At 68.5% G+C, this 23150-nt stretch carries 24 protein-coding genes; 14 read left to right on the top strand and 10 right to left on the bottom strand.

Annotated features, from left to right (window positions below; genetic code table 11):
* Window positions 1–39: 39 nt before the first annotated feature.
* The gene (locus LE190_RS15810; protein WP_225239596.1) at window positions 40–981 is read left to right on the top strand and encodes an electron transfer flavoprotein subunit alpha/FixB family protein; all 942 of its coding nucleotides are present in this window, start codon (window positions 40–42) and stop codon (window positions 979–981) included.
* A gap of 83 nt (window positions 982–1064) precedes the next feature.
* Here the strand turns inward: LE190_RS15810 and LE190_RS15805 are convergent, their stop codons facing one another.
* The 5 genes from LE190_RS15805 to LE190_RS15785 form a co-directional block, all read right to left on the bottom strand.
* A complete protein-coding gene (locus tag LE190_RS15805; RefSeq protein ID WP_225239595.1) occupies window positions 1065–3518 on the bottom strand; it encodes a TonB-dependent receptor in 2454 nt (817 codons plus the stop codon).
* Window positions 3519–3762: 244 nt separating this feature from the next.
* Window positions 3763–4488 (bottom strand): DUF3108 domain-containing protein, encoded by a 726-nt coding sequence (locus LE190_RS15800; RefSeq protein ID WP_225239594.1) that lies wholly within the window; start codon window positions 4486–4488, stop codon window positions 3763–3765.
* A gap of 10 nt (window positions 4489–4498) precedes the next feature.
* On the bottom strand, window positions 4499–5182 hold the full coding sequence (locus LE190_RS15795) for a hypothetical protein (RefSeq protein ID WP_225239593.1): 684 nt from the start codon (window positions 5180–5182) through the stop codon (window positions 4499–4501).
* A 34-nt stretch (window positions 5183–5216) separates the two neighbouring features.
* Window positions 5217–5597 carry a hypothetical protein gene (locus LE190_RS15790; RefSeq protein ID WP_225239592.1) on the bottom strand — a complete coding sequence of 127 codons (381 nt, stop codon included), beginning with the start codon at window positions 5595–5597 and terminating at the stop codon, window positions 5217–5219.
* Complete coding sequence (locus LE190_RS15785) at window positions 5584–6798, bottom strand: class I SAM-dependent methyltransferase (RefSeq protein WP_225239591.1); 1215 nt, start codon at window positions 6796–6798, stop codon at window positions 5584–5586. Before LE190_RS15785 ends, LE190_RS15790 begins: the two co-directional genes overlap by 14 nt.
* 252 nt (window positions 6799–7050) lie before the next feature.
* On the opposite strand from LE190_RS15785, the gene LE190_RS15780 reads away from it, so the two are divergent.
* A complete protein-coding gene (locus LE190_RS15780) occupies window positions 7051–8334 on the top strand; it encodes an MFS transporter (protein WP_225239590.1) in 1284 nt (427 codons plus the stop codon).
* A gap of 4 nt (window positions 8335–8338) precedes the next feature.
* On the opposite strand, the gene LE190_RS15775 is transcribed toward LE190_RS15780, so the two are convergent.
* From LE190_RS15775 to LE190_RS15755, 5 genes are read right to left on the bottom strand one after another with little or no spacing between them, the layout of a single operon-like run.
* Window positions 8339–9190 (bottom strand): hypothetical protein, encoded by an 852-nt coding sequence (locus LE190_RS15775; protein WP_225239589.1) that lies wholly within the window; start codon window positions 9188–9190, stop codon window positions 8339–8341.
* On the bottom strand, window positions 9177–10049 hold the full coding sequence (locus tag LE190_RS15770; RefSeq protein WP_225239588.1) for an isocitrate lyase/PEP mutase family protein: 873 nt from the start codon (window positions 10047–10049) through the stop codon (window positions 9177–9179). Before LE190_RS15770 ends, LE190_RS15775 begins: the two co-directional genes overlap by 14 nt.
* Complete coding sequence (locus tag LE190_RS15765) at window positions 10046–10546, bottom strand: LeuD/DmdB family oxidoreductase small subunit (RefSeq protein ID WP_225239587.1); 501 nt, start codon at window positions 10544–10546, stop codon at window positions 10046–10048. Before LE190_RS15765 ends, LE190_RS15770 begins: the two co-directional genes overlap by 4 nt.
* On the bottom strand, window positions 10543–11844 hold the full coding sequence (locus LE190_RS15760; protein WP_225239586.1) for a 3-isopropylmalate dehydratase large subunit: 1302 nt from the start codon (window positions 11842–11844) through the stop codon (window positions 10543–10545). The genes LE190_RS15765 and LE190_RS15760 overlap by 4 nt, the downstream gene beginning before the upstream one ends.
* Window positions 11841–12629, bottom strand: a complete 789-nt coding sequence (locus tag LE190_RS15755; protein ID WP_225239585.1) for a GntR family transcriptional regulator — start codon at window positions 12627–12629, stop codon at window positions 11841–11843. Before LE190_RS15755 ends, LE190_RS15760 begins: the two co-directional genes overlap by 4 nt.
* Window positions 12630–12712: 83 nt before the next feature.
* On the opposite strand from LE190_RS15755, the gene LE190_RS15750 reads away from it, so the two are divergent.
* The 12 genes from LE190_RS15750 to LE190_RS15695 all read left to right on the top strand — a co-directional run bounded on the left by LE190_RS15750 (window position 12713) and on the right by LE190_RS15695 (window position 23150).
* Window positions 12713–13492: an enoyl-CoA hydratase/isomerase family protein gene (locus tag LE190_RS15750; protein WP_225239584.1), complete on the top strand. Its 780-nt coding sequence runs from the start codon at window positions 12713–12715 to the stop codon at window positions 13490–13492.
* Window positions 13493–13584: 92 nt separating this feature from the next.
* Window positions 13585–14256: an isochorismatase family protein gene (locus LE190_RS15745; RefSeq protein ID WP_225239583.1), complete on the top strand. Its 672-nt coding sequence runs from the start codon at window positions 13585–13587 to the stop codon at window positions 14254–14256.
* A complete protein-coding gene (locus LE190_RS15740) occupies window positions 14253–15200 on the top strand; it encodes a polysaccharide deacetylase family protein (protein ID WP_225239582.1) in 948 nt (315 codons plus the stop codon). The genes LE190_RS15745 and LE190_RS15740 overlap by 4 nt, the downstream gene beginning before the upstream one ends.
* On the top strand, window positions 15184–16155 hold the full coding sequence (locus LE190_RS15735; protein ID WP_225239581.1) for a polysaccharide deacetylase family protein: 972 nt from the start codon (window positions 15184–15186) through the stop codon (window positions 16153–16155). The genes LE190_RS15740 and LE190_RS15735 overlap by 17 nt, the downstream gene beginning before the upstream one ends.
* A gap of 53 nt (window positions 16156–16208) precedes the next feature.
* A complete protein-coding gene (locus tag LE190_RS15730) occupies window positions 16209–16517 on the top strand; it encodes a RedY/HapK family protein (protein WP_225239580.1) in 309 nt (102 codons plus the stop codon).
* An 8-nt stretch (window positions 16518–16525) separates the two neighbouring features.
* Window positions 16526–17344, top strand: a complete 819-nt coding sequence (locus LE190_RS15725) for an SDR family NAD(P)-dependent oxidoreductase (RefSeq protein WP_225239579.1) — start codon at window positions 16526–16528, stop codon at window positions 17342–17344.
* A 27-nt stretch (window positions 17345–17371) separates the two neighbouring features.
* The gene (locus LE190_RS15720; protein ID WP_225239578.1) at window positions 17372–18253 is read left to right on the top strand and encodes a polysaccharide deacetylase family protein; all 882 of its coding nucleotides are present in this window, start codon (window positions 17372–17374) and stop codon (window positions 18251–18253) included.
* A complete protein-coding gene (locus tag LE190_RS15715) occupies window positions 18250–19092 on the top strand; it encodes an HpcH/HpaI aldolase/citrate lyase family protein (protein ID WP_225239577.1) in 843 nt (280 codons plus the stop codon). Before LE190_RS15720 ends, LE190_RS15715 begins: the two co-directional genes overlap by 4 nt.
* Window positions 19093–19115: 23 nt before the next feature.
* Window positions 19116–19634: a MaoC family dehydratase gene (locus LE190_RS15710; RefSeq protein WP_225239576.1), complete on the top strand. Its 519-nt coding sequence runs from the start codon at window positions 19116–19118 to the stop codon at window positions 19632–19634.
* An 11-nt stretch (window positions 19635–19645) separates the two neighbouring features.
* Window positions 19646–20809, top strand: a complete 1164-nt coding sequence (locus LE190_RS15705; RefSeq protein ID WP_225239575.1) for an acyl-CoA dehydrogenase family protein — start codon at window positions 19646–19648, stop codon at window positions 20807–20809.
* Window positions 20806–21993, top strand: coding sequence for a CaiB/BaiF CoA transferase family protein (locus LE190_RS15700; RefSeq protein ID WP_225239574.1), 1188 nt, complete (start codon window positions 20806–20808; stop codon window positions 21991–21993). Before LE190_RS15705 ends, LE190_RS15700 begins: the two co-directional genes overlap by 4 nt.
* A complete protein-coding gene (locus LE190_RS15695) occupies window positions 21993–23150 on the top strand; it encodes a CaiB/BaiF CoA transferase family protein (RefSeq protein ID WP_225239573.1) in 1158 nt (385 codons plus the stop codon). Before LE190_RS15700 ends, LE190_RS15695 begins: the two co-directional genes overlap by 1 nt.

Below are 23150 nucleotides of genomic sequence, written 5' to 3'. Positions count from 1 at the left end.
TAATCGCGGCCTGCCGCTCACCCTATTTAGGAAAAGAACATGGTCGCACTCGTTATCGCTGAACACGACAACGGCTCCCTGAAGGGCGCCACCCACCACACCGTGACCGCTGCCGCCCAGTGCGGCGAAGGTGGTACAAATGAGGTCCACATCCTGGTCGCCGGCTCCGGTTGCGGCGCCGCCGCCGAAGCCGCCGCCCAGATCGCCGGCGTGAGCAAAGTGCTGGTCGCCGACGCGCCGCACTTGCTTGATGGCCTGGCCGAGAACGTCGCCGAGCAGATCCTGGCGATCGCCGCAAGCTACTCGCACATCCTGGCCCCGGCCACCGCCTACGGCAAGAACATCCTGCCGCGCGTGGCCGCCAGGCTGGATGTGGCCCAGATCTCGGAAATCACCAAGGTCGAGTCGCCGGACACCTTCGAGCGTCCGATCTACGCCGGCAACGCCATCGCCACCGTCCAGTCGAGCGACAGCGTAAAGGTCATCACCGTGCGCGGCACCGCGTTCGACAGCGCCGCCACCGGCGGTTCCGCCGCCGTCGAGCAGATCGCCGCCGTTGGCGACTTCGGCAAGTCGGCTTTTGTCGGCCGCGAGCTGGCCAAGTCGGATCGTCCGGAACTGACCGCCGCCAAGATCATCGTCTCCGGTGGCCGCGGCATCGGTTCGGCCGAGAACTTCAAGCTGCTCGAGCCGCTGGCCGACAAGCTGGGCGCCGCCATGGGCGCCTCGCGCGCGGCGGTGGACGCCGGCTTCGTGCCGAACGACTGGCAGGTCGGCCAGACCGGCAAGATCGTCGCCCCGACCCTGTACATCGCGGTCGGCATCTCGGGCGCGATCCAGCACCTGGCCGGCATGAAGGACTCGAAGACCATCGTCGCCATCAACAAGGACCCGGAAGCGCCGATCTTCTCGGTGGCCGACTACGGCCTGGTGGGCGACCTGTTCGAAATAGTGCCGCAGCTGGTGCAGGAGCTGGGCTGATCCTGAAATGAACATGGCCGGCGCCGTGGCACCCGGGAGGATGCCGCGGCGCCGGCCACAGGGCTGGCGCGTGGAACGACTGCTCAGAACGAATAGCTGGCGCTGATCCCGTACTGGCGCAGGCGCGGCAGGAAGTCGACCGCCATGCGGCGGAAGGTGGCCGGATCGAGGTAGCGGAAGCCGTTCAGCGACGTGTCGTCGTTGGTGGCGTTCTTGACGAAGGCCGTCAGGCGCCAGTCGCGCGCCTGCAGGCCCAGGCTCGCGTTCACCCGCGTGAAATCGTCACCCCAGATCGTGTTCTGGATCTCGGCGTAGCGGCGCGACTGGTAGACCACGTCGGTGCGGGCAAAGAAGTTCACGCCATCGCGCGGCGTCGGCAGCACCACCTCGGCCGAGGCCGCGGCCGAATGCTTCGGGCTGCGCGGCAGGTAGAAGCCGGCCACCGACTGGTTGCCGCCATACACCGTGCCGTTGGTGCTTTCAGTGCCGGTGATCGCCTTGGCATCGGTATAGGCATAGTTGCCGCTCAGGGTCAGCCAGCGTGCGGCGCGCAGCATCACATCGACTTCGGCGCCGCGACTGCGCGCCTTGCCAACGTTGTTGACGATGGTGGTCGTGGTCGGCGTGCCGGTCAAGGGGTTGGTCAGCAGTGCCAGGTTGGACAGCTGCAGGCCTTCGATGTCGTTGTTGAACAGTGCCACGTTGACGCGCATGCGGCGCTGCAGGAACTCGCTCTTGACGCCGATCTCGACCGACTTCACGTCCTCGCCGTCGTAGGCCACTACCTCGGGCGCCAGGCCCGGCGTCATGTTGAAGCCGCCACTCTTGCTGCCGGTGGCCGCCTGGGCATACAGCAGCACGTCGCGCCCCAGCTTGTAGTCCAGGGTCAGGCGTGGCGTGAAGTCCTTGAAGGTGTGGCTGCCGTCAACGCTGCAGGGCTGGCCGGCGGTGCAGGTGCCGGCATTGACCACGGCGGTGCCGATCGGGGTGCCGCCGACCGTGACGCGCTCGCGGTTGTAGCGACCTTCGAGCGACATCTTGAAGCGGTCGTTGAACACGTACTGGATGCGCGCGAAAGGCGCGATGCTCTCGATTTCCGACGAAGGCTTGGGCCGCAGGCGGTCGGCAATGGTATTCAGGCGGCTGTCCTGGGCCAGCACGCTGGTGGTCATGCCTTCGCCTTCTTCACGGTAGTAGAAAGCGCCCACCAGCCAGGAAAAGGCCTGATCCTGGGCCGACGCGAGGCGCAGTTCCTGCGAGAAGTAGCGCAACTTGTCGCGGTCGTAGGTCAGCCACGAGGTGGCGGGGAAGCCGAAGCCCGGGGCGAAACGGGTGGCGTTGAAGGACTGGTCGGCACCCAGGTTGGTGTCCTGGTCGGTGTAGGCGGTCTGCGAGGTCAGGGTCTGGCCGCCGCCGAAGCGGTAGTTCAGCGTCAGCGCGCCGCGCTTCATCTTGCGGTCGAGGCCACCGACGTCGCCGTAGTGGATGCCGGTGGCCGGGTCGGTATAGTTGGCCAGGTCGACCTGGTTGCGCATCAGGGTGGTGCCCGAGAAGGTCGCCGGTCCGCACGGCCAGCCGTTGGCCAGGGTGGCGGCGGTGGCCGGTACCTTCGGGTCGGGCAGGCCGGTGACCGGGTTATTGCCGACGATGTTGATCACGCGGCCGTTGCAGATGCCGCCATTGGGCACGTTGGTCGATCCGTTCTGGTTGGTGACCACGCCGCCGGCCTGGATCGGGATGGTGCGCGCCACTGCGGCGAACATGCCGTCGCGGTCCTTGGCAAAGTCCAGCGCCAGGCGCGCATCGAAGTTTGGTGCCGGACGGTACATGAGGTCGATCCCGGCCGAGCGGGTGCGTTCGTTGCCGATCTTGGCGCCGGTCTGGGCGTTCGTGTACTGGCCGCCGAACTGGAAGGTCTTGGCGCGAAAGCGCGCCGACAGGGTATCCGACAGCGGCAGCGTGACGGCGCCGAACAGCGAGCGCTCGCCGTCTTCGGCGACGGTGGCGCTGATCTTGCCGTCCACGTGCTCGCCCGGTTCTTCGGTGACGTAATTGATCGCACCGGCATAGGTGGAGCGGCCGTACAGCGCCGATTGCGGGCCCTTGATGACTTCGATGCGGCGCGCGTCGTCCATCAGCAGGCTGAGGGCGGCATCGCGCACGAACACGCCGTCCACGAATACCGATACCGGCTGGGGCGCCTCCGGGCGCAGCGCGGAAATGCCGCGGATGACCGGGCGCTCCAGCACCCGGCCATAGTCGGCCGAGTAGCTCAGGCCGGGCGTGAACAGGGAGAGGTCGGAGAGCGAATTGATGCCGCGCGCTTCGAGTTCCTTGTCGGTGAGGGCGCGGATCGAGAGCGGCACGTCCTGCAGGCGTTCGCCGACCTTGCGGGCGGTGACGATGACCTGGGACAGCTCGACCAGGTCGGGCGTCGTGCGGTCGGACGCTGCGGGACTGTCGGACACGCTTTGCGCCCCCGCCGGTAAGGTCAGGATCGCCAGCGCGATCGGTGATAAGCGCTTCTTCAAGAACATGCTCTCTCCCTGGTTAAGGACAACAGGACTTAATAATTTGTCCGGACATATCGTGTGAGGCCATTTAATCGGATTGCCATATCCGTGTCAACAAAAAAGTCGCGGTCCAGCAACGCGCGCTGCACGCGCGATGCGATGCGAGGGCGTGCCGGACCGCGCAAGGAGAGAGGGAGAAAAGAAAGGCGGGACGAAGGCATGCGGCGCATGCCCCGGATGCGGGCCGGCATGGCGCCGGCCCCGGTGTTCAGCCCGCGTCGATGACCAGCTCGGCCAGTTCGTAGGCGGTCTGCATGTAGCCGCCGACGCAGCCCTTGAGGAAGATGTAGTTGCCGTCGTCGGTGCACCAGACATCGTAGGGCGGATGCTCGTCCGGCAGCTCGCCCGCCGTGTCGACATAGCGGAAGTGCAGGGCCTTGAAGCTGCCCGCCAGCACCGTGATGTCTTCGCGTCCGACGAACTCCAGGCCGAAGCCCAGCGCGAACAGCATCGGGCCGGTGGCGCCCCGGTGGTCCGGAGAGGTCAGCATCAGGTTCGGGAAGAACTGCCGCCCCGGGCCCTGTGCCAGGTCATAGATGCTCAGGCACAGGGCGTCGCCGCAGATCGGATGCGCGCCCAGCCAGCGTACCCGCTCCTGCAGCGCGATGCGCTGCGAAATGCGGCCGTCGCGCCGGTTGGTGAGCTCGGCGTCGGCCTGGGTCTCGCTGAAGCGGAACAGGCCCGTTCCCTCGTAGCGGTCGCCCACCGTCAGGCGCACGCTGCAGTCGATCGGATACCACTGCGGATCGAGGCTCATGACGACGTCGCGGATCACGTTCGGTGCGTCGTCGATCTCGCAGTGTGCGTGCATGACGCGCACGCCGTCGCGCTGGCGCGTGACGCTGAAGTACTCGCGGCCGCGCTCCTGGCCGAGCCGCTCGGGTTTGTTGCTGGTGTAGCGGATGCTGCCGCGGATGGTGGCGTGCCTGGACATGCGCATCTCCTCAGAACGGCTTGACGGCGGCCAGGAAGGCCACGCTGCCGATGCCGATCCAGTACAGGTAGGCCAGGCGCCGCCCGGTACGGATCGAGCGCTCCAGGATCGCTTCCAGCCCGCCGGTGTCCTTCTCTACCGCGAGGCGGCGGAACATCACGGTCCATTCGCGCATGATGAAGCGCAGCTTGAGGCCGATGACCAGCAGCAGCGAGTAGATCAGGACCTTGGCCGAGAACCATTTCTGGCTTTCGCCGGCCAGGAACGGTCCGTGGCCGAGCAGCGAGCTGAGCGCGGCGATGAACAGGACCGGGATCACGATGAAGCGGATCTTCTCGTCGATCTGGGTCAGGAGCAGGCCGGTGTCGGTTTCGCGGTAGACGAAGGCCATCCAGGCCAGCGCGACCCAGGCGGCGAACAGGACCCACATCACGGTGAGCCAGATGCCGCCGAACGGCTGGACGCCCCACAGGGTGCCCATGTGCAGACCGAGCGGTAGCAGCAGGATGATGCCGCTGCGCGCCAGGATGTCGATACGGTAGGCGGTCTCCATGTGGCGGCGCCGCTCGTCCATCGATAGCTTGCGGTTGATGACGTTGTACGAGGTCTGGAACACGCCCCATTCTCCGCCCAGCCAGTACACCATGCAGACGATGTGGACCCAGCGCAGAATACCCAATTCGTTGAAATACATCCGGTTCTCCCTAGTCAGTCGTTTATGTGATCGTTCAGGCCGCGCTGGCGCCGCGCGCCAGTTCGGCGGCCACGGCCTCGGGGGCCGGGTTGTCATGGCCGTCTTCGAGTGCTTCCTTGTCCTGCTGCAGGATGCGGAAGATGCGCGCCATGTACTCGCGCTGCCATTGCGCCCGTTCCGCGTGGGCGTCGGCGTCGCGGAAGGTGTCGATCTCCTGGCGCGACAGGCTGCCCTGGCGCTCCAGCAGGCGTTCGATGGTGTCCAGGCGCTGGCGCACCACGCCCAGTTCGGTGGCCACCGCCACCGTGATCGCCAGCACCCGTTCGACCGCGGGGTCGTCCAGGAACTGCGGGCGCTTGCCCTTGGCGCGGCGGTTCGCCAGCGTGACCGGGTCGATATCGTCAATGTGCTGCATGCTGTTCCTCGCGCGATGGTTTGGAGGTGCCGAAAGCGGTCCAGGCGGCGGTGCGGCCGTAGTCCTGCTGGCCTTCACCGGCCTGCGGGAAGATGCTGCGGTCGACCAGGGCCGCCATCGTGGTCTCGAAATAGCGCTCCGGTGCGAAGCCGGCATTGGCCAGGACCTGGCGCAGGTCGAGGTCGTGCATGACGGTCCAGAACGGCTCGTTGTTGTTGTAGGTGTCCCAGTCGCGGATGAACTGTTCGTACAGGTCCATGCCCGGGTATTGCGGCTGCTCGAGGTGCAGCGTGATCCCGCCCGGCGCCAGCAGGCGCTGGATCTCGGCCAGGATGCGCGGCAGCGCGCTGGACGAGGTCTCGTGCCAGAACATGGCGGTGGTGATCAGGTCGAAATGCTCATCCGGGTAGTCCAGCGCTTCGCCGTTGGCCTGCACGAAACTCAGGTTGTGCGCGCCGAGCGACTGCGCGCGCGCATGGGCGTAGCGCAGCATCGGCGCCGACACGTCCACCGCGACCACTTCGGCATCGGGGAAGGCGAGCGCCAGCGGCACCACGTTGTGGCCCACGGTGCAGCCGATGTCGAGGATGCGGCGCGGCCGGAAGCCGGGACGGTTGGCGGCCAACCACTGGACGATCGCCTGGCCGCCGCCGTCGCTGTAGCTGCCCAGCATGCCAGCGGTGGTGACGAAGATGCCGGCGTCGTAGTTGGCGGCGGCCGAGACGTCGCCCTCCACCACCTCGGTGTGATAGCCTCCCGGCATGCAATGGATATCGACCGCGGTGGCGTAGCGCGGCGGCGTCACCGACGGGTCCAGGCGCAGGGTCGGCTTGTCGCGGTTGATTCGTTCGGCCGCGGCCACCAGACGGCCCAGCTGGCGGAACACCAGCGAACGGCCGGCCTGCTGGCGCTGTTCCATCGCGTTGCGGCGCAGCGCGCTCCAGAACTGGAATGCCGGATCCTTCTGCATCGCGCGGCGGATCTCGTGGCGGTCGGCCGGCTCCCGCCCGTGTTCGGCGACGAAGGCGGGCAGGGTGCGCTTTTCGTAGGAGAGGCGCACGCCCGGCGCCAGCTGCTGCGACAGGAACACGTTCATCTGCGCCAGCAGGTCGAAGCGCGCCACCTCGTCGTGGCTTGCTTCCGGCAGCATCGCGTGTCGTCCCAGCTGGGACCAGCTGGGAATGTTTGCCTTGTTGTTCATGGTGCTCGTGCTCCTCCTTTATGGCGTCCCGCGGCCGGCGGCGGGCCCTTCGCGGGCGGCCCCGGCATCCGGTTGCGCATCCTGGTTTATCGGTGGTACGATGTACTTGTCCGGACAAATGTACACGAATCCGGACGAATCGCCAAGAAAATTCTGGAAGGGCGGGACACCAGGCCGGACAGGTTCAGGGCGCAGGCGCAGCGGGCAGGAACGCCCGTCTCCGATTGAAGTCTATTTACGACAAGGCGAGAAATGAAGCCGATTCTACCGCAACAAAATACCGCGTCCGCGCGGTTCTACCCATGGCTGATCGCCGTGCTGGCGATGCTCGTGCTCCTGGTGACCAACGGCCTGGCGACCACCGGTATCACGGCCTTCGATGAGTCGCTGCTGAAGGAATTCGGATGGAGCCGCGGCCAGCTCAAGCTGCGCGACCTGATCACCCTGATGACCGCCGGCCTGCTGGCGCCCTTCGCCGGCGCGATCCTGGACCGCTTCGGCGTGCGTCGCCTGCTGCTGTGCGGCAGTCTGCTGTTCGCCGCGCTGTACTACGCCTACGGCAGCATCACCAGCCTGGCCCAGATGTACCTGATCCACGCAGGCTTCGGCCTGGTGCTGGTATGCGCCGGGATCAACGTGTCGGTGGTGATGGTGTCGCAGTGGTTCGTGCGCCTGCGCGGACGCGCGATCGGCATCGCGCTGGTCGGCAGCAGCCTGGGTGGCGTGGTGTTCCCGCCCCTGATGCTCGACCTGGTCACCGAAGGCGGCTGGCGCTTCGGTTTCCGCACGATGGCCTGGGCCGCCGTGATCCTGTTCGTGATCCTGTTCGTGCTGGCCCGCCGTCCGGAAGACAAGGGCATGACGGCGCTCGGCGCCGGCAGCGCCGCCAGTGCTGCCAGCGCCTCCGGTCCCGCCTCCGGCCAGGATGTGCGCTACCGCGACGCGATCCGCACCCGCAGCTTCTGGGCGCTCACCTTCGTTGCGATCTCCACCTACTACGCGATCCTGGCCATGGCCTCGCACCTGTTCCTGCACATGCGCGACCTCGGCTTCGATCCCAAGACCGCCGGCTCGGCGCTCGGCCTGCTGTTCGGGCTGGGCCTGATCAGCAAGTTCCTGTTCGGCTTCCTGGCCGACCTGCTACCGCCGAAACTGGTGTTCGTCGCCAACGTGGCCGTGATGCTGGTCGGCCTGGTCTTCCTGTCCACCTTCGACCGCCAGCTGGTCTGGGTCGGGATCGTGATCACCGGCTTCGGTTGGGGCGGCTTGTATACGATGATCCAGCTGCAGGCCGTGAACAACTTCGGCGTGACCGACGCCGGCAAGATCCTGGGCACCATCACCGCGCTCGACGCCATGGGCGGTGGTCTCGGCATCTGGCTTACCGGCGTGATGTTCGACCATTTCGGCAACTACCACGCGGCCTTCTATCTGCTGACCGGCCTGCTGGCGGCGGCGCTGCTGGCTTCGACCCAGGTGCGGCGCGAAATCGGCGTGGTGCGCGCCAGCCGCACGGCCGCCGCGCAGGCCGCCTGAGCGATCAGCGGCCGGGACCGGGCAGCAGCTCGGTCCATTCGCCGGCCGTCCCGCGCAGCATGCGCGGCGCCTGGCCGTCACTCACGGCCAGGCCGACCATCGCGATGCCCGACGGCAGACCGCAGGGATTCAGCGGCGCCGCCTCGGCCTGGGCCACCTCGTCGATTTCGATCAGAGTCTGTCCAGCCAGCTGCAGCACCCCAATTGGATAGCGGCTGTCCGCGGGACGCCCGAAGGCGGCGTTCAGCACCGTGATCCGGGTTTCCACACGCAATGCGGCGCCGCCCGCCAGCGCTTCATAAGCCGCCGCCGCTTCGCCGAGGCGCGGTACCGACAGTACCGGGATGAACAGGCGGTCGACCGGATCGACCGGATCGAGCGGCAGCGCGAACGGCGGCACCGGGGCCCGCACCTCGGTCAGGTACAGCACTTCGCCGGCCGGGCCGATGACCTGCATGGCGCGGATCTGGTCGCTGAATTCGAGGAAAGCCGGCTTGCCGATGATGCGGAACGGACTGCCGGGCAGTTCCAGCCGCATGGCCAGCCGGTCGACGTCGCGCACATTGACCTCGAGCGCGATCCAGCCGTGGCGCTTCAGCGGCGCCGGCGGCAGGCAGTCGGGCAGCTCGATCACGCGCAGCCATGCCGCCGCACCGGAGGCGGTGGACATGCACAGCATGCGCAGGCCGGCGACGTCCGGCAGGCCCCAGGCCGCGGCCTGGGCGGCGCCGATGCGGGCGTCGGCGATCGTGCGAAAGCCGAAGCAGCCGGCATAGGCGGCGGCGACGGTGTCGGCGCAGGGCGCCACCAAGGTCCCGTGCAGGACCGGGCCGCACAGCGGTTCACGCGTTTTCATAGGCGGCGCTCCTTTCCAGCAGTTCCGGGGTGCCCAGCAGGGCGTTCAGGCCGGCCAGGTCGAGCATGCGCGCACGGTAGCCGGCGGTGCTGCCGTCGCGCGCCAGGCGGGCCAGGAATTCCTCGGCCATGAAGGTATAGGCGCGCACCAGCGCGCCCGGGAAGATCGCCAGCGAGAACCCGAGTTCCTGCAGCTGCGCCGCCGACTGCACCGGCGTCGCGCCACCTTCCACCATGTTCGCCAGCAGCGGCACGCGCGCGCCGAATTCGCGCACGATGCGCTCCATCTGCGCGACCGATTCGGGCGCTTCGATGAACAGCGCGTCGGCGCCCGCCTCGAGATAGGCGTGGGCGCGCTCGAGCGCGGCCTCCAGGCCTTCGACCGCGATCGCGTCGGTACGGATCAGCAGCACGGTGTCCGGGTTCGCGCGCGCGTCGACGGCGGCGCGCACCTTGGCCACCATCTCGGCCTTGCCGACCAGGCGCTTGCCGGGCAGGTGGCCGCAGCGCTTGGGCAGCTGCTGGTCCTCGAGCTGGATCGCGGAGGCGCCCATGCGCTCGAAATGGCGCACGGTGCGCGCCACGTTGAGCGCGTTGCCGTAGCCGTTGTCGGCATCGACGATCAGGGGCAGGGCGACCCGGTCGCGCATTGCGGCGATGGTATCGGCCACCTCGGTCATCGAGACCAGGCCCAGGTCGGGCCGGCCGAAGCGGGTATAGGCCAGGCTGGCGCCGGACAGGTAGGCGGCGCCGAAGCCGGCGCGCTCGACCAGCGCGGCCGACAGGCCGTCGTAGGCACCGGGGGCGACCAGGATGTCGGGGCCCGCCAGCAGGCGTCTGAGGGTGGAAGCATGGGTCATCGGCGTTTTCCTAGTTGAGGTTCGTTGGCGAGGCGCTGCGCGAGGTGCGGCATCAGGCCGCCGGCGGCCAGCATCTGCAGCAGGAAAGGGGGAATCGGCTGGCACGACAGCGCGATGCCGGGACCGTCGATACGCCCGGCGGCCGGGTCGACCGCCACCCGGACACCGTCGGGAATCGCGGCCGCTCCCTCGCACACCAGCACTGCCAGGCCCAGGTTCAGTGCATTGCGGTAGAACAGCCCGGCGAACGAGGGCGCGACCACGGCCGCGATGCCGAGCCGCCTGAGGGCCTCCGGCGCCTGCTCGCGCGAAGAGCCGATACCGAAGTTGCGGCCCGCCACCAGCACGTCGCCCGGACGCACCGCCGCCGCGAAGCCGGGCAGCACGTCTTCCAGGCAGTGACGCGCGATCTCGTCGATGTCGCATTTCATGTACTTGCCCGGCGCCAGCGCGTCGGTGTCGATGTCGTCGCCGACCTTCCATACGCGGCCGCTCATGCTGCGCCCTCCATGCGGTCTTGCAGATAGGGCCGGGGATCGGCGATCCGGCCTTCCAGCGCCGAAGCCGCCACGGTCCAGGGCGAGGCCAGAAATACCTGGGCCGAAGCCGCACCCATGCGGCCCTTGAAGTTGCGGGCGGTGCTGGAAATCACGCGCGCGTTCTCGCCAAAGCGGTGCGCCCCGTAGCCGGCGCAGGCGCCGCAGGAATTCGGCAGCAGCGTGGCGCCGGCCTCGACCAGCGCGGCGAGCGTGCCCTCGCGCTCGGCCTGGCGCTGGTCGGCGGCGGAAGCGGGCGCCACCATCAGCGTGGTGCCGGCGGCGACCCGGCGTCCGCGCAGCACGCGCGCCGCCATGCGCAGGTCGTCGAGCTTGGCGCCGGTGCACGCGCCGATATAGGCGATGTCGATGGCCTGGCCGGCGTAGTTGCCGACATCGGCGGCGTTGGCCGGGCTGAATGGCGCCGCCACCTGCGGCGCCAGCGCGCCGGCATCGAAACGGTGGTGCGCCAGCAGCGGCGCTTCCGGGTCGCTGAACCAGGGCGCGGCGTCGGCATCCTTCACGCGCCTGGCCGCCAGCCATTCCAGGGTGGTCGCATCGGGCGCCACCAGGCCGGCCTGGCCGCCGAATTCGGCGGTCATGTTGGACAGCGTCATGCGTTCCTGCATCGACAGCGCACGCACCGCGCTGCCGCCATATTCCACCGCCTGGTACTGGCCGCCGTCCATGCCGAAACGGCCGCACAGGAACAGCATCGCGTCCTTGGCGCCGACGCCGGGCGCGAAGCGGCCTTCCCAGTCGATGCCGATGGTGTCCGGCACGCGCAGCCAGATCTGGCCCGTCACCAGCACCCCCAGCATCTCGGTGGCGCCGACCCCGAACATGTAGGCACCGAAGGCGCCGCCGGTCGGGGAGTGGCTGTCGCCGCCGACTGCCAGCATGCCCGGCCGCAGGTGGCCTTGTTCGGGCAGCACCACGTGGCAGATGCCAACTCCATCATGGAAGTGGCGGATACCCTCGCGCGCGACCCAGTCGCGCGTGAAGCGCAGGATCGCGCGGCTCTCGTCGTCGCTGGCCGGCAGGTAGTGATCGGTCACGATCACGTATTTTTCCGGATCCCATACCTTCACGCCGAGGCGTTCGAGCAGCGGCGCGACGCGGCGCGGACCGGAAGAATCGTGCGACATCGCGAGGTCGACATCGCAAGTAACGATGTCGCCCGGCGCGACGTGGGAACGGCCGCTGGCGCGCGCGATCAGCTTCTGGGCCAGGGTTTGGGGAAGAGATGGAGTGTTCATGCCTGGGGAGTCTCCTGGTCGGGACCGGCCGCGTCGCGTCCGAGCGACATGGTCAGCTGAAAGCGGTCGGGCCGGTACAGGGCCCGCAGGTAATCGACCAGGCGGCCCTGGTCGTCGTAGCTGGAACGTTCGATGCGCAGCAGCGGCTCGCCGGCGTTCACCAGCAGGGCCGCCGCCACCTGCGGCGGCGCCGCCACCGCCCCGATGGCCTGGTCGAAGCGTGCGATCGTCACGCCGCACGCGCGGAACAGCTCGAGCCGCAAACCCTTGGCCAGCGCCGCGCGGCTGTAGCGCGAGCCCAGCGGACGGGTCCAGCTCTCGAGCCAGGCGAAGGGCTGGCCCTGGTCGCTGCGCACCCGCACCACGTGCACCAGCGGGGCGTCTTCAGGCAGCGCGAAACGCGCGGCCAGCGCCGGCTCGGGCGCTTCGCGCGCGAACGCCAGCAGCGCCACCTCGGTGGCGCGGCCAAACGCGACCAGGTTGTCGAGGGTGGCGCTGAGCGAGCCTTGCAGCGGGCGGCTGGTGGGGCGGTAGATGACATGCGAGCCGCGGCCGCGGCTGCGCTCGATCAGGCCCTCGTGCGCCAGCTCGGCCAGGGCGCGGCGGCAAGTGATGCGCGATACCGCATGCCGTTCACACAGTTCGTGCTCGCCCGGCAGGCGCGCGCCGTGCGCCAGTTCGCCGGCCAGGATCGCGCCCTTGAGCTGGACATAGAGCTGGTGGTAGAGCGGCACCGGCGAGCCGGCCGAAAGCGCGGCTGGCGAAGGATTCTTTTTGCTGGGCATCGCAAATTCCGGCGTAAATGTTATATTGATAGGACATTTAAACAGAAGCCCGGAATGCGGTCAATGTCCGGACAAATAAACACATGACGGAACAACTCATCTCCCTCTCCATCGAAGACGGCTGCGCGGAACTGCGGATCGAGCGGCCGCACAAGCGCAACGCACTCACGCGCGCCATGTGGGGCGAGCTGCATGCCGCGCTCGGCGCGGTGGCGCGTTCAAGCGCCCATCTGCTGGTGCTGCGCGGCAGCGGCGGCGTCTTCAGCGCCGGCGCCGACATCGAGGAGATGGGCGCGTTCCTGGCCGACCCGGTCCAGCTGGCGGCCAGCAATGCACTGGTGCGCGACACCCAGCTGGCGCTCGAGCGGCTCTCATGCATGACGCTGGCGGTGGTGGAAGGCGCCTGCGTGGGCGGCGGCTGCGGCCTGGCCCTGGCCTGCGATTTCCGGCTGGCCACGGAGAATGCCCGGTTCGCGATCACGCCGGCGCGCCTTGGCCTGTTGTACAGCGCGGAGGATGTACGGCGCGTGGTGGGACTGGTGGGCGCTGCGCGCGCGCGCCAGCTGCTGCTTACCGCGCAGCCGGTCGACGCCGCCACCGCGCTCGGTTGGGGCATGCTCACCGAAGTATGCGATGCGGCCGGGCTGGACGAGCGCATCGCGGCCTGGCGCGCGCTGGCGGCCGAGGTGTCGCCGAACTCGGTGGCCGGCATCAAGCGCAGCATCGGCATGCTGGGCGGCGCCGAGCCGGCCGACTTCCAGGCGCTGGCGGAGCTGTTCGAGGCCGCGTTTGTCCATCCCGACTTCCGCGAGGGTGCGCGCGCCTTCCTCGAAAAGCGCGCGCCGCGCTTCCACCAGCCTTAAAAAAATTCGACGGCGGGCTAGCTCCCGCGCCGACATCGTGTACACTTATTTGTCCGGACATATTTCAATGCCGGGGACAAGGGAGAGTGACGATGGAAATGTCGAACAAGACAGCGCAGCAGATCTATCACGAAATCAGGGCGAATCCCGCGCGCGCGCGCTTCGGTTTCGGCCGCAAGGCGGCCCTGGTCAATATCGACGTGCAGAACGCCTACACGCGCGTCGACGAGTTCAAGACAGCCTACCAGACCGACCCGCGCCAGATCGAATACATCAACGCGCTGGCGCGGCTGTTTCGTGCCAGGGGCTGGCCGGTGGTGTGGACCTATGTCGCCTACATGGAGTCCGGCGAGGACGCCGGCGTCTGGGGCACCCGCACCAACACCGAGGATTCCCTGCAGAACATCAAGTTCGGCTCGCGCCGCGCCGAGTTCGACGAGCGCGCCGAAGTGGACCGCACGCGCGACGTCATCTACTGCAAGAAGATGCCTTCGCCCTTCTTCGAGACCCCGCTGCAGTCGCTGCTGGTGTGGCACCAGGTCGATACCGTGATCATCACCGGCGGGTCGACCTCCGGCTGCGTGCGGGCGATGGCGGTCGACGCGCTGTCGCGCGGCTACCGCACCATCGTCCCCGAGGAGTGCGTGGCCGACAAGCACGAGAGCTACCACTATGCCAACCTGACCGACATGCTGCTCAAGTACGCCGACGTGTTGCCGGTGGCCGAGGTGCTGGACTGGGCCGCGACGGGAGCGCCGGAATGAGCAGCGCGACCAGGGAAGACACCGGCTACTACGACTACTGGCCCTACGAGGGCCGCCCGCGCATCGTATGGCCGAACGGGGCGCGGCTGGCGTTCTGGGTGGCGCCCAACATCGAGTTCTATGAGCTCGACCCGCCAGCCAATCCGCAGCGCGCCCCCTGGCCGCAGCCGTATCCCGCGGTGGCCGGCTATTCGATCCGCGACTATGGCAACCGGGTCGGCCACATGCGCCAGATGGCGCTGCTCGACAAGTACGGCATCCGCGGCTCGATCTCGCTGTCGGCGGCCCTGTGCGAGCACCATCCCGAGATCATCGCCATGTGCCGCGAGCGCGACTGGGAATTCTTCAGCCACGGCATCTACAACACCCGCTACACCTACGGCATGAGCGAGGCCGAGGAACGCGCCATGATCCTCGACTCGATCGAGACCATCGAGCGCCACACCGGGCGCCGGCCGGCCGGCTACCTGGCGCCGGCGCTCTCCCATTCGCCGGTCACGCTCGACCTGTTCGCCGAACTCGGCGGCATCTACAGCTGCGACCTGTTCCATGACGACCAGCCCACCCCGCTGCGCGTGCGCGGCGGCCAGCGCATGATCTCGCTGCCGTATTCGCTCGAGATGAACGACACCATCGCCTACGTGGTCAACAAGATCGCGCCGCGCCAGTATGGACGCAACATCCGCGACTGCTTCGACCGCCTGTACGCCGAAGGCGAACGTTCGGGTACGGTGATGTGCGTGCCGACCCATAACTACCAGGTCAGCTGCCCGCACCGCCTGAAGGCCTTCGAGGAGTCGCTCGACTACATCACCAGCCACCCCGACGTCTGGGTGGCCACCGGGCGCGAGATCGCCGAGTACTACCTGGAGCACTACCACGACGCCGCGCTGGCCGACATCGCCCGCATACAGAAAGGAGGCGCACATGGCGCCCGACGCTGACATGGCCGCCTATCCGCGGCGCCGCTATGGCATGGACCACGAGCGCTACGACTGGCAGATGCTGGCGCACCGGCCGACGCCACCCTGGCCGGGCGACAAGCAGTTGGCGCTGTGGGTCAACGTCAGCCTGCAGTTCTTCCCGATGAACCCGGCCAGCAAGACGCGCCTGCCGGGCAGCATGACGATGCCCTATCCCGACCTGCGCCATTTCACCCTGCGCGACTACGGCAACCGGGTCGGAATCTACCGCTTCTTCGAGGCCTTCGACCACCATGGCGTGAAGCCCACCGTGGCGATGAACGCGCGCCTGGCCGAGCGCCATCCCTACCTGCTCGAGCGCGTTCTGGCGCGCGGCGACGAACTGGTGGCGCACGGCTGGGACATGGACTCGCCGCACGTGGCGCCACTGGCGCCCGAGGCTGAGGCCGAACTCGTGCGGCGCAGCCTGGGCCGCCTGCGCGAACTGTCGGGCCAGCCCGTGCGCGGCTGGCTCGGCCCGGGGCGGCTGGAAACCGCCGTCACGCCCGACCTGATCGCGGCCGAGGGCATCGACTACTTCTGCGACTGGGTCAACGACGACATGCCCTACCGCTTCCGCACCGCGGCCGGGTCGCTGTGGGCGATGCCGCTGTCGAACGAACTGGACGACCGCTTCGTCCTGATGGACAACCTGCACAGCGCCGAGTCGTGGATGGAGCAGGTAATGGACGCCTGCGACCTGCTGCTGGCGGAAGCGCGCGCCGCTGGCGGTGGACGCATCCTGGCCCTGTCCGTGCATCCGTGGATGCTGGGACAGCCGCACCGCATCGGCTATCTCGAGCGCGCGCTCGCCTACATCATGGGCCAGGACGGCGTATGGAGCGCCACCGCGGGCGAGATCGTCGATGCCTTCGCCGCGCGAAGCGGCGTCGAACCGGCGGCGGCGATTGACAGCGGCAATAACACATCCGTATAATTTGTCCGGACAAATGCCGACAACGGTCGGCTGCACCAAGAAGAGGAGCCAGCATGACCACCCTGATCGTCCTGTTTAACCTGAAGCCCGGCGTGTCCGCCGCCGACTACGAAGCCTGGGCGCGCGGCACCGACCTGCCGACGGCGGGCGCCCTGCCTTCGGTGGAAAAGTTCGAAGTGCTGAAATCGGTCTCGGTGCTGGGCAGCGCGGCAAGCGCGCCCTACCAGTACATCGAACGCATCGTGGTGCGCGACATGGCGCAGCTGGGCGCCGACATCGCCACCCCTGCCATGCAGCAGGTGTCGGCCGCGTTCCAGGCCTTCGCCGACAACCCGGTGTTCATCGTCACCGAAACCCTGTGAGGAGCGCCATGTATCCGGAACTGAAGGGCAAGACCGCGATCGTCACCGGTGCCGGCAGGAGTGCCGGCCTGGGCGCCGCGATGGCGCGCCGCCTGGCCGCCGAAGGCGCCCGGCTGGTGCTGGCTGACCTTGGCACCGGTCCCGAACGCACCGGCATGCCGGACGAGCTAGCCGCGCTGGCGGCCGAGCTGGAGGCGGGCGGCGCGGACGCTGTCGCCGTTGCCTGCGACATGCTGGTGCCGGCCCAGGTGCAGGCCCTGGTCGATGCCGCCATCGCGCGCTTCGGCCAGGTCGACATCCTGGTCAACAACGCCGGCGTGGGCGACATCATGAAGCCGATCGTCGAGCTGTCGGTGCAGGAATGGGACACGGTGCTGGGCGTGAACCTGCGCGGCGTGTTCCTCGCCACCCAGGCGGTGGCGCGCCACATGATCGCGCGCGGCGGCAGCGGGCGCATCGTCAACATCGCTTCCCAGGCCGCCAAGTCGGCCTTCCCGCATGCGGCCGCGTATACGGCCTCCAAGCACGGGCTGGTCGGGCTGACCAGGGTGGCGGCGCTGGAGCTGGGGCCGCACGGCATCAACGTCAACGCGATCTGCCCGAACCACGTCACCACCGGCCTTGGCGCCTGGCAGAACGAACACTTCAGCCAGCTGGCCGGCCAGAGCGTCGACGAGTACCTGGCCGACATGCGGCGCCGCATCCCGCTGGGACGCCCCGGCCTGCAGGAAGACACGGCCAATGCCTGCGCCTTCCTGTGCTCGGACCAGTCGCGCTACATGACCGGCGAATCGATGAACGTCAGCGGCGGCGAAGAGTACCACTGAGCCCGACCCCATTTTGAGGAGCAAGCGATGAAAGCAGCAAGCTGGAGCTGGCCGCAGGGCGCGCGCCTGGCGGTATCGATCGTGGTAAACGTCGAAGAAGGCTCGGAATACACGGTCGCCGACGGCGACGGCGTGACCGAGCCGGTCGACGAGCTGTCGGTGGTGCTGAAGAAGCCGGTGCGCAACTACGGCAACGAGTCGAACTACCGCTACGGCATCAAGGAAGGCGGTCCGCGCATCGTCGCGCTGCTGGAAAAATACGGCATCACCGCCACCTGGACCGCGGCCGCGCTGGCGCTCGAGCGCGCCCCCGAGCTGGCGCAGGCGATCCGCGCCGGCGGCCATGAGGCCTGCTCGCACGGCTACCGCTGGGTGCACCAGTACCGCATGAACGAGGACGAGGAGCGTGACTTCATCCGCAAGGCCGCCGACAGCATCGAGCGCACTACCGGACAGCGCCCGGTCGGCTGGCTGTCGCGCTACCTGATCACCGCCAACACCCGCCGCCTGCTGCAGGAAGAGGGTTTCCGCTACCACATGGACGACTACAGCGCCGACACCCCGTTCTGGGATTCGGTGCCCGGTTCTTCCCGGCCGATGGTGATCGTGCCCTATGCGCTCGATTCGAACGACATGAAGATGTGGGTGGCGCCGGCGCTCACGCCCGACCAGTGGCTCAAGTACGCGATCGACACCTTCGAGCTGCTGTATGCCGAAGGCGAAGCCGGGGCCCAGCCGCGCATGATGTCGCTCGGCCTGCACCTGCGCATCGCCGGCCGTCCGGGCCGGATTGGCGCGGTCGAACGCTTCTTCGCCCACATCAGCGCCAAACCGGGGGTCTGGATCACGACCCGGCGCGCGATCGCCGAACACTTCGAAGCCTGCAACCCGGCGCAGGCGGCCGCATGAGCGCCGCCGGCATGCGCTGCCTGCTGTTCGTGCCCGGCAACCGTCCGGAGCGCTTCGGCAAGGCGCTCGCCAGCGGCGCCGACGCGGTCGTGATCGACCTCGAAGATGCGGTGCCGCCCGCCGAGCGCGCGGCGGCGCGGGCGGCGGTGATGGACTACCTGGCAAGGCCGCGCCCGGCGGGCGTGGCGCTGGGGGTGCGCCTGAGCGCACTGTCCACCGCCGACGGCCTGCGCGACCTGCTGGCCCTGGCCGATAGCGGGGCGCGTCCCGATTTCGCCATGCTGGCCAAGGTCGGCGACGCCAGCGAGCTGCGTATCGCCGCCGGCCTGACGCATGCCTCGATCGCCCTGCTGGCGCTGGTGGAAACGCCGGCCGGCCTGGCCCGGGTCGAGGAGATCGCCGGCGCCGGGCCGCGCCTGGCAGGCCTGATGTTCGGCGGCGGCGACTTCGCTGCCGAGGCACGCGCTGAATTCCACTGGGAGCCGCTGCTGTACGCGCGCCAGCGCCTGGCCGCTGCCGCCGCCGCCGCCGGGATCGATGCGATCGACGTGCCTTTCCTGGACGTCGCCGACGCGGCCGGCCTGGAAGCCGAGACGCGCCGCGTGCTCAGCCTCGGCTACACCTGCAAGGCGGCGATCCACCCGGCCCAGGTGGCGCCGATCCAGTCCTGTTTCACCGCAGAACCCGCGCTGCTGGCGCGCGCGCGCGCCGTGGTGGCCGCCGCCGCAAACCATGGCGAGGGCGCATTCAGTTTCGAGGGCCGCATGATCGACCGTCCGGTGCTGCTGGCGATGCAAAGGATCGTCGCTCTGGCGGAACGCCAGGCGGCTCACAGTTGACTTAACAATACCGAGGAAAACAGATGGTACAGAACGTGAAACAGGTCGGCCCGCAGCGCTTTCGCGAGACCTTCGGCCGCTACTACGAGCAGTTCCAGGTCGGCGACGTCTATGAGCACCGGCCGGGGCGCACGATCACCGAGACCGACAACACCTGGTTCACCCTGCTGACGATGAACACCCATCCGATGCACTTCGACGAGCAATACGCCCGCGCGAGCGAGTTCGGCAAGTGCATCGTCTGCAGCCCGTTCACGGTGGCACTGATGGTGGGCATGAGCGTGACCGACGTCAGCCAGAAGGCGATCGCCAACCTTGGCTGGTCCGACATCCGCATGACCTTCCCGCTGTTCGCCGGCGACACCCTGACCTGCGAATCCGAAGTGCTGGAAAAGCGCGAGTCGGCCTCGCGCCCGGGCGCCGGCATCGTCTCGGTGCGCACCACCGGCTTCAACCAGGACGGCAAGGTGGTTTGCCAGTTCACCCGCACCATGCTCATTGCCCGCGACGGTTTCAGCGTCGAGGACAAGGTCAATTACTAGAAGGGCGCCCGATGAGCGATACCACCAGCTGGGACGAGCAGGACGAGCAGGCCATCCTCGACGCGGTATCGGCCTGGGTCGAGAAGGAGGTGCGCCCGATCGCGCGCCGCCACGACCAGGCCGACACCTATCCGCACGAACTGGTCGAGCAGATGAAGGAGCTCGGCCTGTTCGGCGCCACCATCGGCCAGGAGTACGGCGGACTAGGGCTGTCGGCGCGCACCTATGCCAGGATCGTGATCAAGGTGGCGTCGGTATGGATGGCGCCTTCGGGCATCTTCAACTCGCACCTGATCATGGCCTCGGCCATCGAACGCTGCGGCACCGAGGCGCAGAAGCGCCACTGGCTGCCGAAGATGGCCACCGGCGAGTTCCGCGGCGGGATTGGGCTGACCGAGCCGAACGCGGGCACCGACCTGCAGGCGATCCGCACCGTGGCGCGCCGCGACGGCGACAGCTACATCGTGAACGGCGCCAAGACCTGGATCACCAACAGCATGCATGGCCACGGCCTGCTGCTGCTGGTGAAGACCGACCCGCAGGCCGAGCCGCGCCACCGCGGCATGTCGATGCTGCTGGCGGAAAAGGGCGACGGCTTCGTGGTGGCCAACAAGATGAGCAAGCTGGGCTACCGCGCGATCGACACTTGCGAACTCGTGTTCGAGGACTACCGGGTGCCGGCCGATTGCCTGCTGGGCGGCGAGGAAGGCAAGGGTTTCCTGCAGGCGGTCGGCGGGCTCGAGCTCGGTCGCATCAACGTCGCTTCGCGCGGCTGCGGCATCGCCGCCGGCGCGCTCGAACTGGCGCTGCGTTATGCCCAGGAACGCGAAACCTTCGGCAAGCCGATCGCCCAGCACCAGGCGATCCAGCTCAAGCTGGCCGACATGGCGACCCGGGTGGAAGGAGCGCGCCTGCTGATCGAACAGGCGGCGCGCAAGTACGATGCCCACGAGCGCTGCGACCTCGAGGCCAGCATGGCCAAGCTGGCCGGCTCGGAAGCGGGCGTGTTCTGCGCCAGCGAGGCGATGCGCATCTTCGGCGGCTACAGCTACTCCACCGAGTACGAGATCGAGCGCTACTACCGCGACGCGATGCTGATGTGCATCGGCGAAGGCACCAACGAAGTGCTGCGCACCGTGATCGCCAAGCAGCTGGTCGAGAGGAACCGGATATGAGCCTGCCGCTTGCCGGGGTCCGCATCGTCGCGGTCGAACAGTATGGCGCCGGACCGTTCGGCTCGATGTACCTGGCCGACCTTGGCGCCGAGGTGATCAAGATCGAGAATCCGCACAGCGGCGGCGACGTCGCGCGCGCCAGCGGCCCGTTCTTCCTGGGAGAAGGCGACAGCCAGTTCTTCCAGACCTTCAACCGCAACAAGAAAAGCCTGTCGCTCGACCTCAAGCAGCCGGCCGGCCGCGCCGTGTTCGAGCGGCTCGTGATGAGCGCCGACGCGGTGATGAACAACCTGCGCGGCGACCAGCCGGACAAGCTGGGACTGACCTATGCCGCTTTATCTCACCTGAAGCCGGCGCTGGTGTGCGCCCACCTGTCGGCCTATGGCCGCGACAACGAGCGCGCCGCCTGGCCGGGCTACGACTACCTGATGCAGGCCGAAGCGGGCTACATGCACCTGACCGGCGAACCGGACGGCCCGCCAACCAGGATGGGCCTGTCGATGGTCGACTACATGACCGGGATCACCACCGCGCTGGCGCTGAGCGCGGCCCTGGTCGGCGCCGGGCGCACCGGCCGTGGGCGCGATGTCGACGTCAGCCTGTTCGACGTCGCCCTGCACCAGCTGACCTATCCGGGCACCTGGTACCTGAACGGCGGCCACGTCACCACCCGCCAGCCGGCGTCGGCGCATCCGTCGACGGTGCCCTGCCAGGCCTTCGCCACGGCCGATGGCTGGATCTTCGTGATGTGCATGACCGAGAAATTCTGGCAATCGCTGCTGGAAGTGCTGGACGCGCCGGCACTGGCGTCCGACCCGCGCTTCGCCAGCGTGGCCGGACGGGCCGAACACCGCGCCGCGCTGCTGCCGCAGCTGCAGCAGGCGTTCCGGGCGCGCCCGAGCGCGCACTGGCTGGCGGCGCTGGCCGGGCGCATCCCGATCGCGCCCATCTGCGCGCTCGACACCGCGCTCGACAACCCGCATGTGGCGGCCACCGGCATGCTGCAGTCGCTCGACCATCCGCAGGGGCCGTTGCGGGTGCTGAGCAATCCGATCAAGGTGAACGGCGCGCGCCTGCCCGGCCGCGCCTGTCCGCCGATGGGCGCCGACAACGCCGGCCTGCTGGCCGAACTCGGCTACGGCCCCGGCGACATCGCGGCGCTGGCGCAAGCGGGAGTGCTCTGATGAAGCTCGAGGGCATCCGGGTCCTGGACCTGTCGCAGTTCCTGCCGGGACCGCACTTGACCATGATGATGGCCGACCACGGCGCCGACGTGATCAAGATCGAGCCGCCAACCGGCGAGCCGGTGCGCGAGGTCGGGCTGCGCCAGAACGGTCACAGCGTCTGGTTCCGCAACACCCACCGCAACAAGCGCTGCATGACGCTCGACCTCAAGCGCCCCGAGGCGGTGGCCGTGTTCCTCCAGATGGCGGCGTCGGCCGATGTCATTGTCGAGGCCTTCCGCCCCGGCGTGGTGGCGCGCCTGGGCATCGGCTACGAGGCGGTGCGCGCGCGCAATCCCGGCATCGTCTACTGTTCGATCTCGGCCTTCGGCCAGACCGGACCGCTGAGCCGCAAGCCAGCGCACGACCTGTCGATCCAGGCCGAAACGGGCCTGCTCAGCGTCAACCTGGGCGCCGACGGGACGCCGGCGATGCCGGGCATGCCGGCCGCCGACATGGCGGCCTCGCTGATGGCGCTGTCGGCGATCCTGATGGCGCTGCTGCGCCGCGCGTATGGCGGGGGCGGCGACTACATCGATCTCTCGATGCAGGACGCGCTGCTGGCCTGGACCCCGAACGTGATGGGCCCGCCCTTCGCCGAAGGCCGTGATCCGGTGGTGCGTGACGAGCGATCCTGGGGCGGCGCCGCCATGTATGGCATCTACGCCACCGCCGACGGGCGCCACCTGAGCCTGGGCGGCAGCGAACCGAAGTTCGCGGCCAGCCTGCTGGGCGCACTCGGCCGGCCGGACCTGGCCGCCGCCTGCCGCCTGCCACCCGGGCCGGCCCAGGAGGAGGTCAGGCAATTCCTGCGCGCGACCTTCGCCACCCGCAGCCTGGCCGAGTGGACGGCGTTCATGGCGCCGCTCGACGTATGCTGGGCCCCGGTCCGCACGCTAACCGAGGCGCTGGCGAGTGAACAGGTGGCTGCGCGCGGCATGCTGGTGGAAGATCCGCCCGGCCAGCCGCATCTGGGGCTGCCGATCCGCTTCCGCGAAGAGCCAGGCCGATTGGTCCCCCGGCTCGACCAGCCGGGCGAATCGACCGCCGCCATCCTGGCCGAGCTGGGACTGGACGCCGCCGCCGTGGCCGCGCTGCGCGCGGCTGGCGCCGTGTAA

Origin of the sequence: Massilia hydrophila (genome assembly GCF_020208145.1) — a bacterium.
Lineage (GTDB): Bacteria > Pseudomonadota > Gammaproteobacteria > Burkholderiales > Burkholderiaceae_D > Telluria > Telluria hydrophila.
This window is presented reverse-complemented; position numbering and strand designations above follow the sequence as displayed.

What these genes read in the sequence shown, in the direction of transcription:
- LE190_RS15810 (WP_225239596.1), top strand. Translation starts at nt 40, where the DNA reads ATGGTCGCACTCGTTATCGCTGAACACGACAACGGCTCCCTGAAGGGC.
- LE190_RS15805 (WP_225239595.1), bottom strand. Translation starts at nt 3,518, where the DNA reads ATGTTCTTGAAGAAGCGCTTATCACCGATCGCGCTGGCGATCCTGACC.
- LE190_RS15800 (WP_225239594.1), bottom strand. Translation starts at nt 4,488, where the DNA reads ATGTCCAGGCACGCCACCATCCGCGGCAGCATCCGCTACACCAGCAAC.
- LE190_RS15795 (WP_225239593.1), bottom strand. Translation starts at nt 5,182, where the DNA reads ATGTATTTCAACGAATTGGGTATTCTGCGCTGGGTCCACATCGTCTGC.
- LE190_RS15790 (WP_225239592.1), bottom strand. Translation starts at nt 5,597, where the DNA reads ATGCAGCACATTGACGATATCGACCCGGTCACGCTGGCGAACCGCCGC.
- LE190_RS15785 (WP_225239591.1), bottom strand. Translation starts at nt 6,798, where the DNA reads ATGAACAACAAGGCAAACATTCCCAGCTGGTCCCAGCTGGGACGACAC.
- LE190_RS15780 (WP_225239590.1), top strand. Translation starts at nt 7,051, where the DNA reads ATGAAGCCGATTCTACCGCAACAAAATACCGCGTCCGCGCGGTTCTAC.
- LE190_RS15775 (WP_225239589.1), bottom strand. Translation starts at nt 9,190, where the DNA reads ATGAAAACGCGTGAACCGCTGTGCGGCCCGGTCCTGCACGGGACCTTG.
- LE190_RS15770 (WP_225239588.1), bottom strand. Translation starts at nt 10,049, where the DNA reads ATGACCCATGCTTCCACCCTCAGACGCCTGCTGGCGGGCCCCGACATC.
- LE190_RS15765 (WP_225239587.1), bottom strand. Translation starts at nt 10,546, where the DNA reads ATGAGCGGCCGCGTATGGAAGGTCGGCGACGACATCGACACCGACGCG.
- LE190_RS15760 (WP_225239586.1), bottom strand. Translation starts at nt 11,844, where the DNA reads ATGAACACTCCATCTCTTCCCCAAACCCTGGCCCAGAAGCTGATCGCG.
- LE190_RS15755 (WP_225239585.1), bottom strand. Translation starts at nt 12,629, where the DNA reads ATGCCCAGCAAAAAGAATCCTTCGCCAGCCGCGCTTTCGGCCGGCTCG.
- LE190_RS15750 (WP_225239584.1), top strand. Translation starts at nt 12,713, where the DNA reads ATGACGGAACAACTCATCTCCCTCTCCATCGAAGACGGCTGCGCGGAA.
- LE190_RS15745 (WP_225239583.1), top strand. Translation starts at nt 13,585, where the DNA reads ATGGAAATGTCGAACAAGACAGCGCAGCAGATCTATCACGAAATCAGG.
- LE190_RS15740 (WP_225239582.1), top strand. Translation starts at nt 14,253, where the DNA reads ATGAGCAGCGCGACCAGGGAAGACACCGGCTACTACGACTACTGGCCC.
- LE190_RS15735 (WP_225239581.1), top strand. Translation starts at nt 15,184, where the DNA reads ATGGCGCCCGACGCTGACATGGCCGCCTATCCGCGGCGCCGCTATGGC.
- LE190_RS15730 (WP_225239580.1), top strand. Translation starts at nt 16,209, where the DNA reads ATGACCACCCTGATCGTCCTGTTTAACCTGAAGCCCGGCGTGTCCGCC.
- LE190_RS15725 (WP_225239579.1), top strand. Translation starts at nt 16,526, where the DNA reads ATGTATCCGGAACTGAAGGGCAAGACCGCGATCGTCACCGGTGCCGGC.
- LE190_RS15720 (WP_225239578.1), top strand. Translation starts at nt 17,372, where the DNA reads ATGAAAGCAGCAAGCTGGAGCTGGCCGCAGGGCGCGCGCCTGGCGGTA.
- LE190_RS15715 (WP_225239577.1), top strand. Translation starts at nt 18,250, where the DNA reads ATGAGCGCCGCCGGCATGCGCTGCCTGCTGTTCGTGCCCGGCAACCGT.
- LE190_RS15710 (WP_225239576.1), top strand. Translation starts at nt 19,116, where the DNA reads ATGGTACAGAACGTGAAACAGGTCGGCCCGCAGCGCTTTCGCGAGACC.
- LE190_RS15705 (WP_225239575.1), top strand. Translation starts at nt 19,646, where the DNA reads ATGAGCGATACCACCAGCTGGGACGAGCAGGACGAGCAGGCCATCCTC.
- LE190_RS15700 (WP_225239574.1), top strand. Translation starts at nt 20,806, where the DNA reads ATGAGCCTGCCGCTTGCCGGGGTCCGCATCGTCGCGGTCGAACAGTAT.
- LE190_RS15695 (WP_225239573.1), top strand. Translation starts at nt 21,993, where the DNA reads ATGAAGCTCGAGGGCATCCGGGTCCTGGACCTGTCGCAGTTCCTGCCG.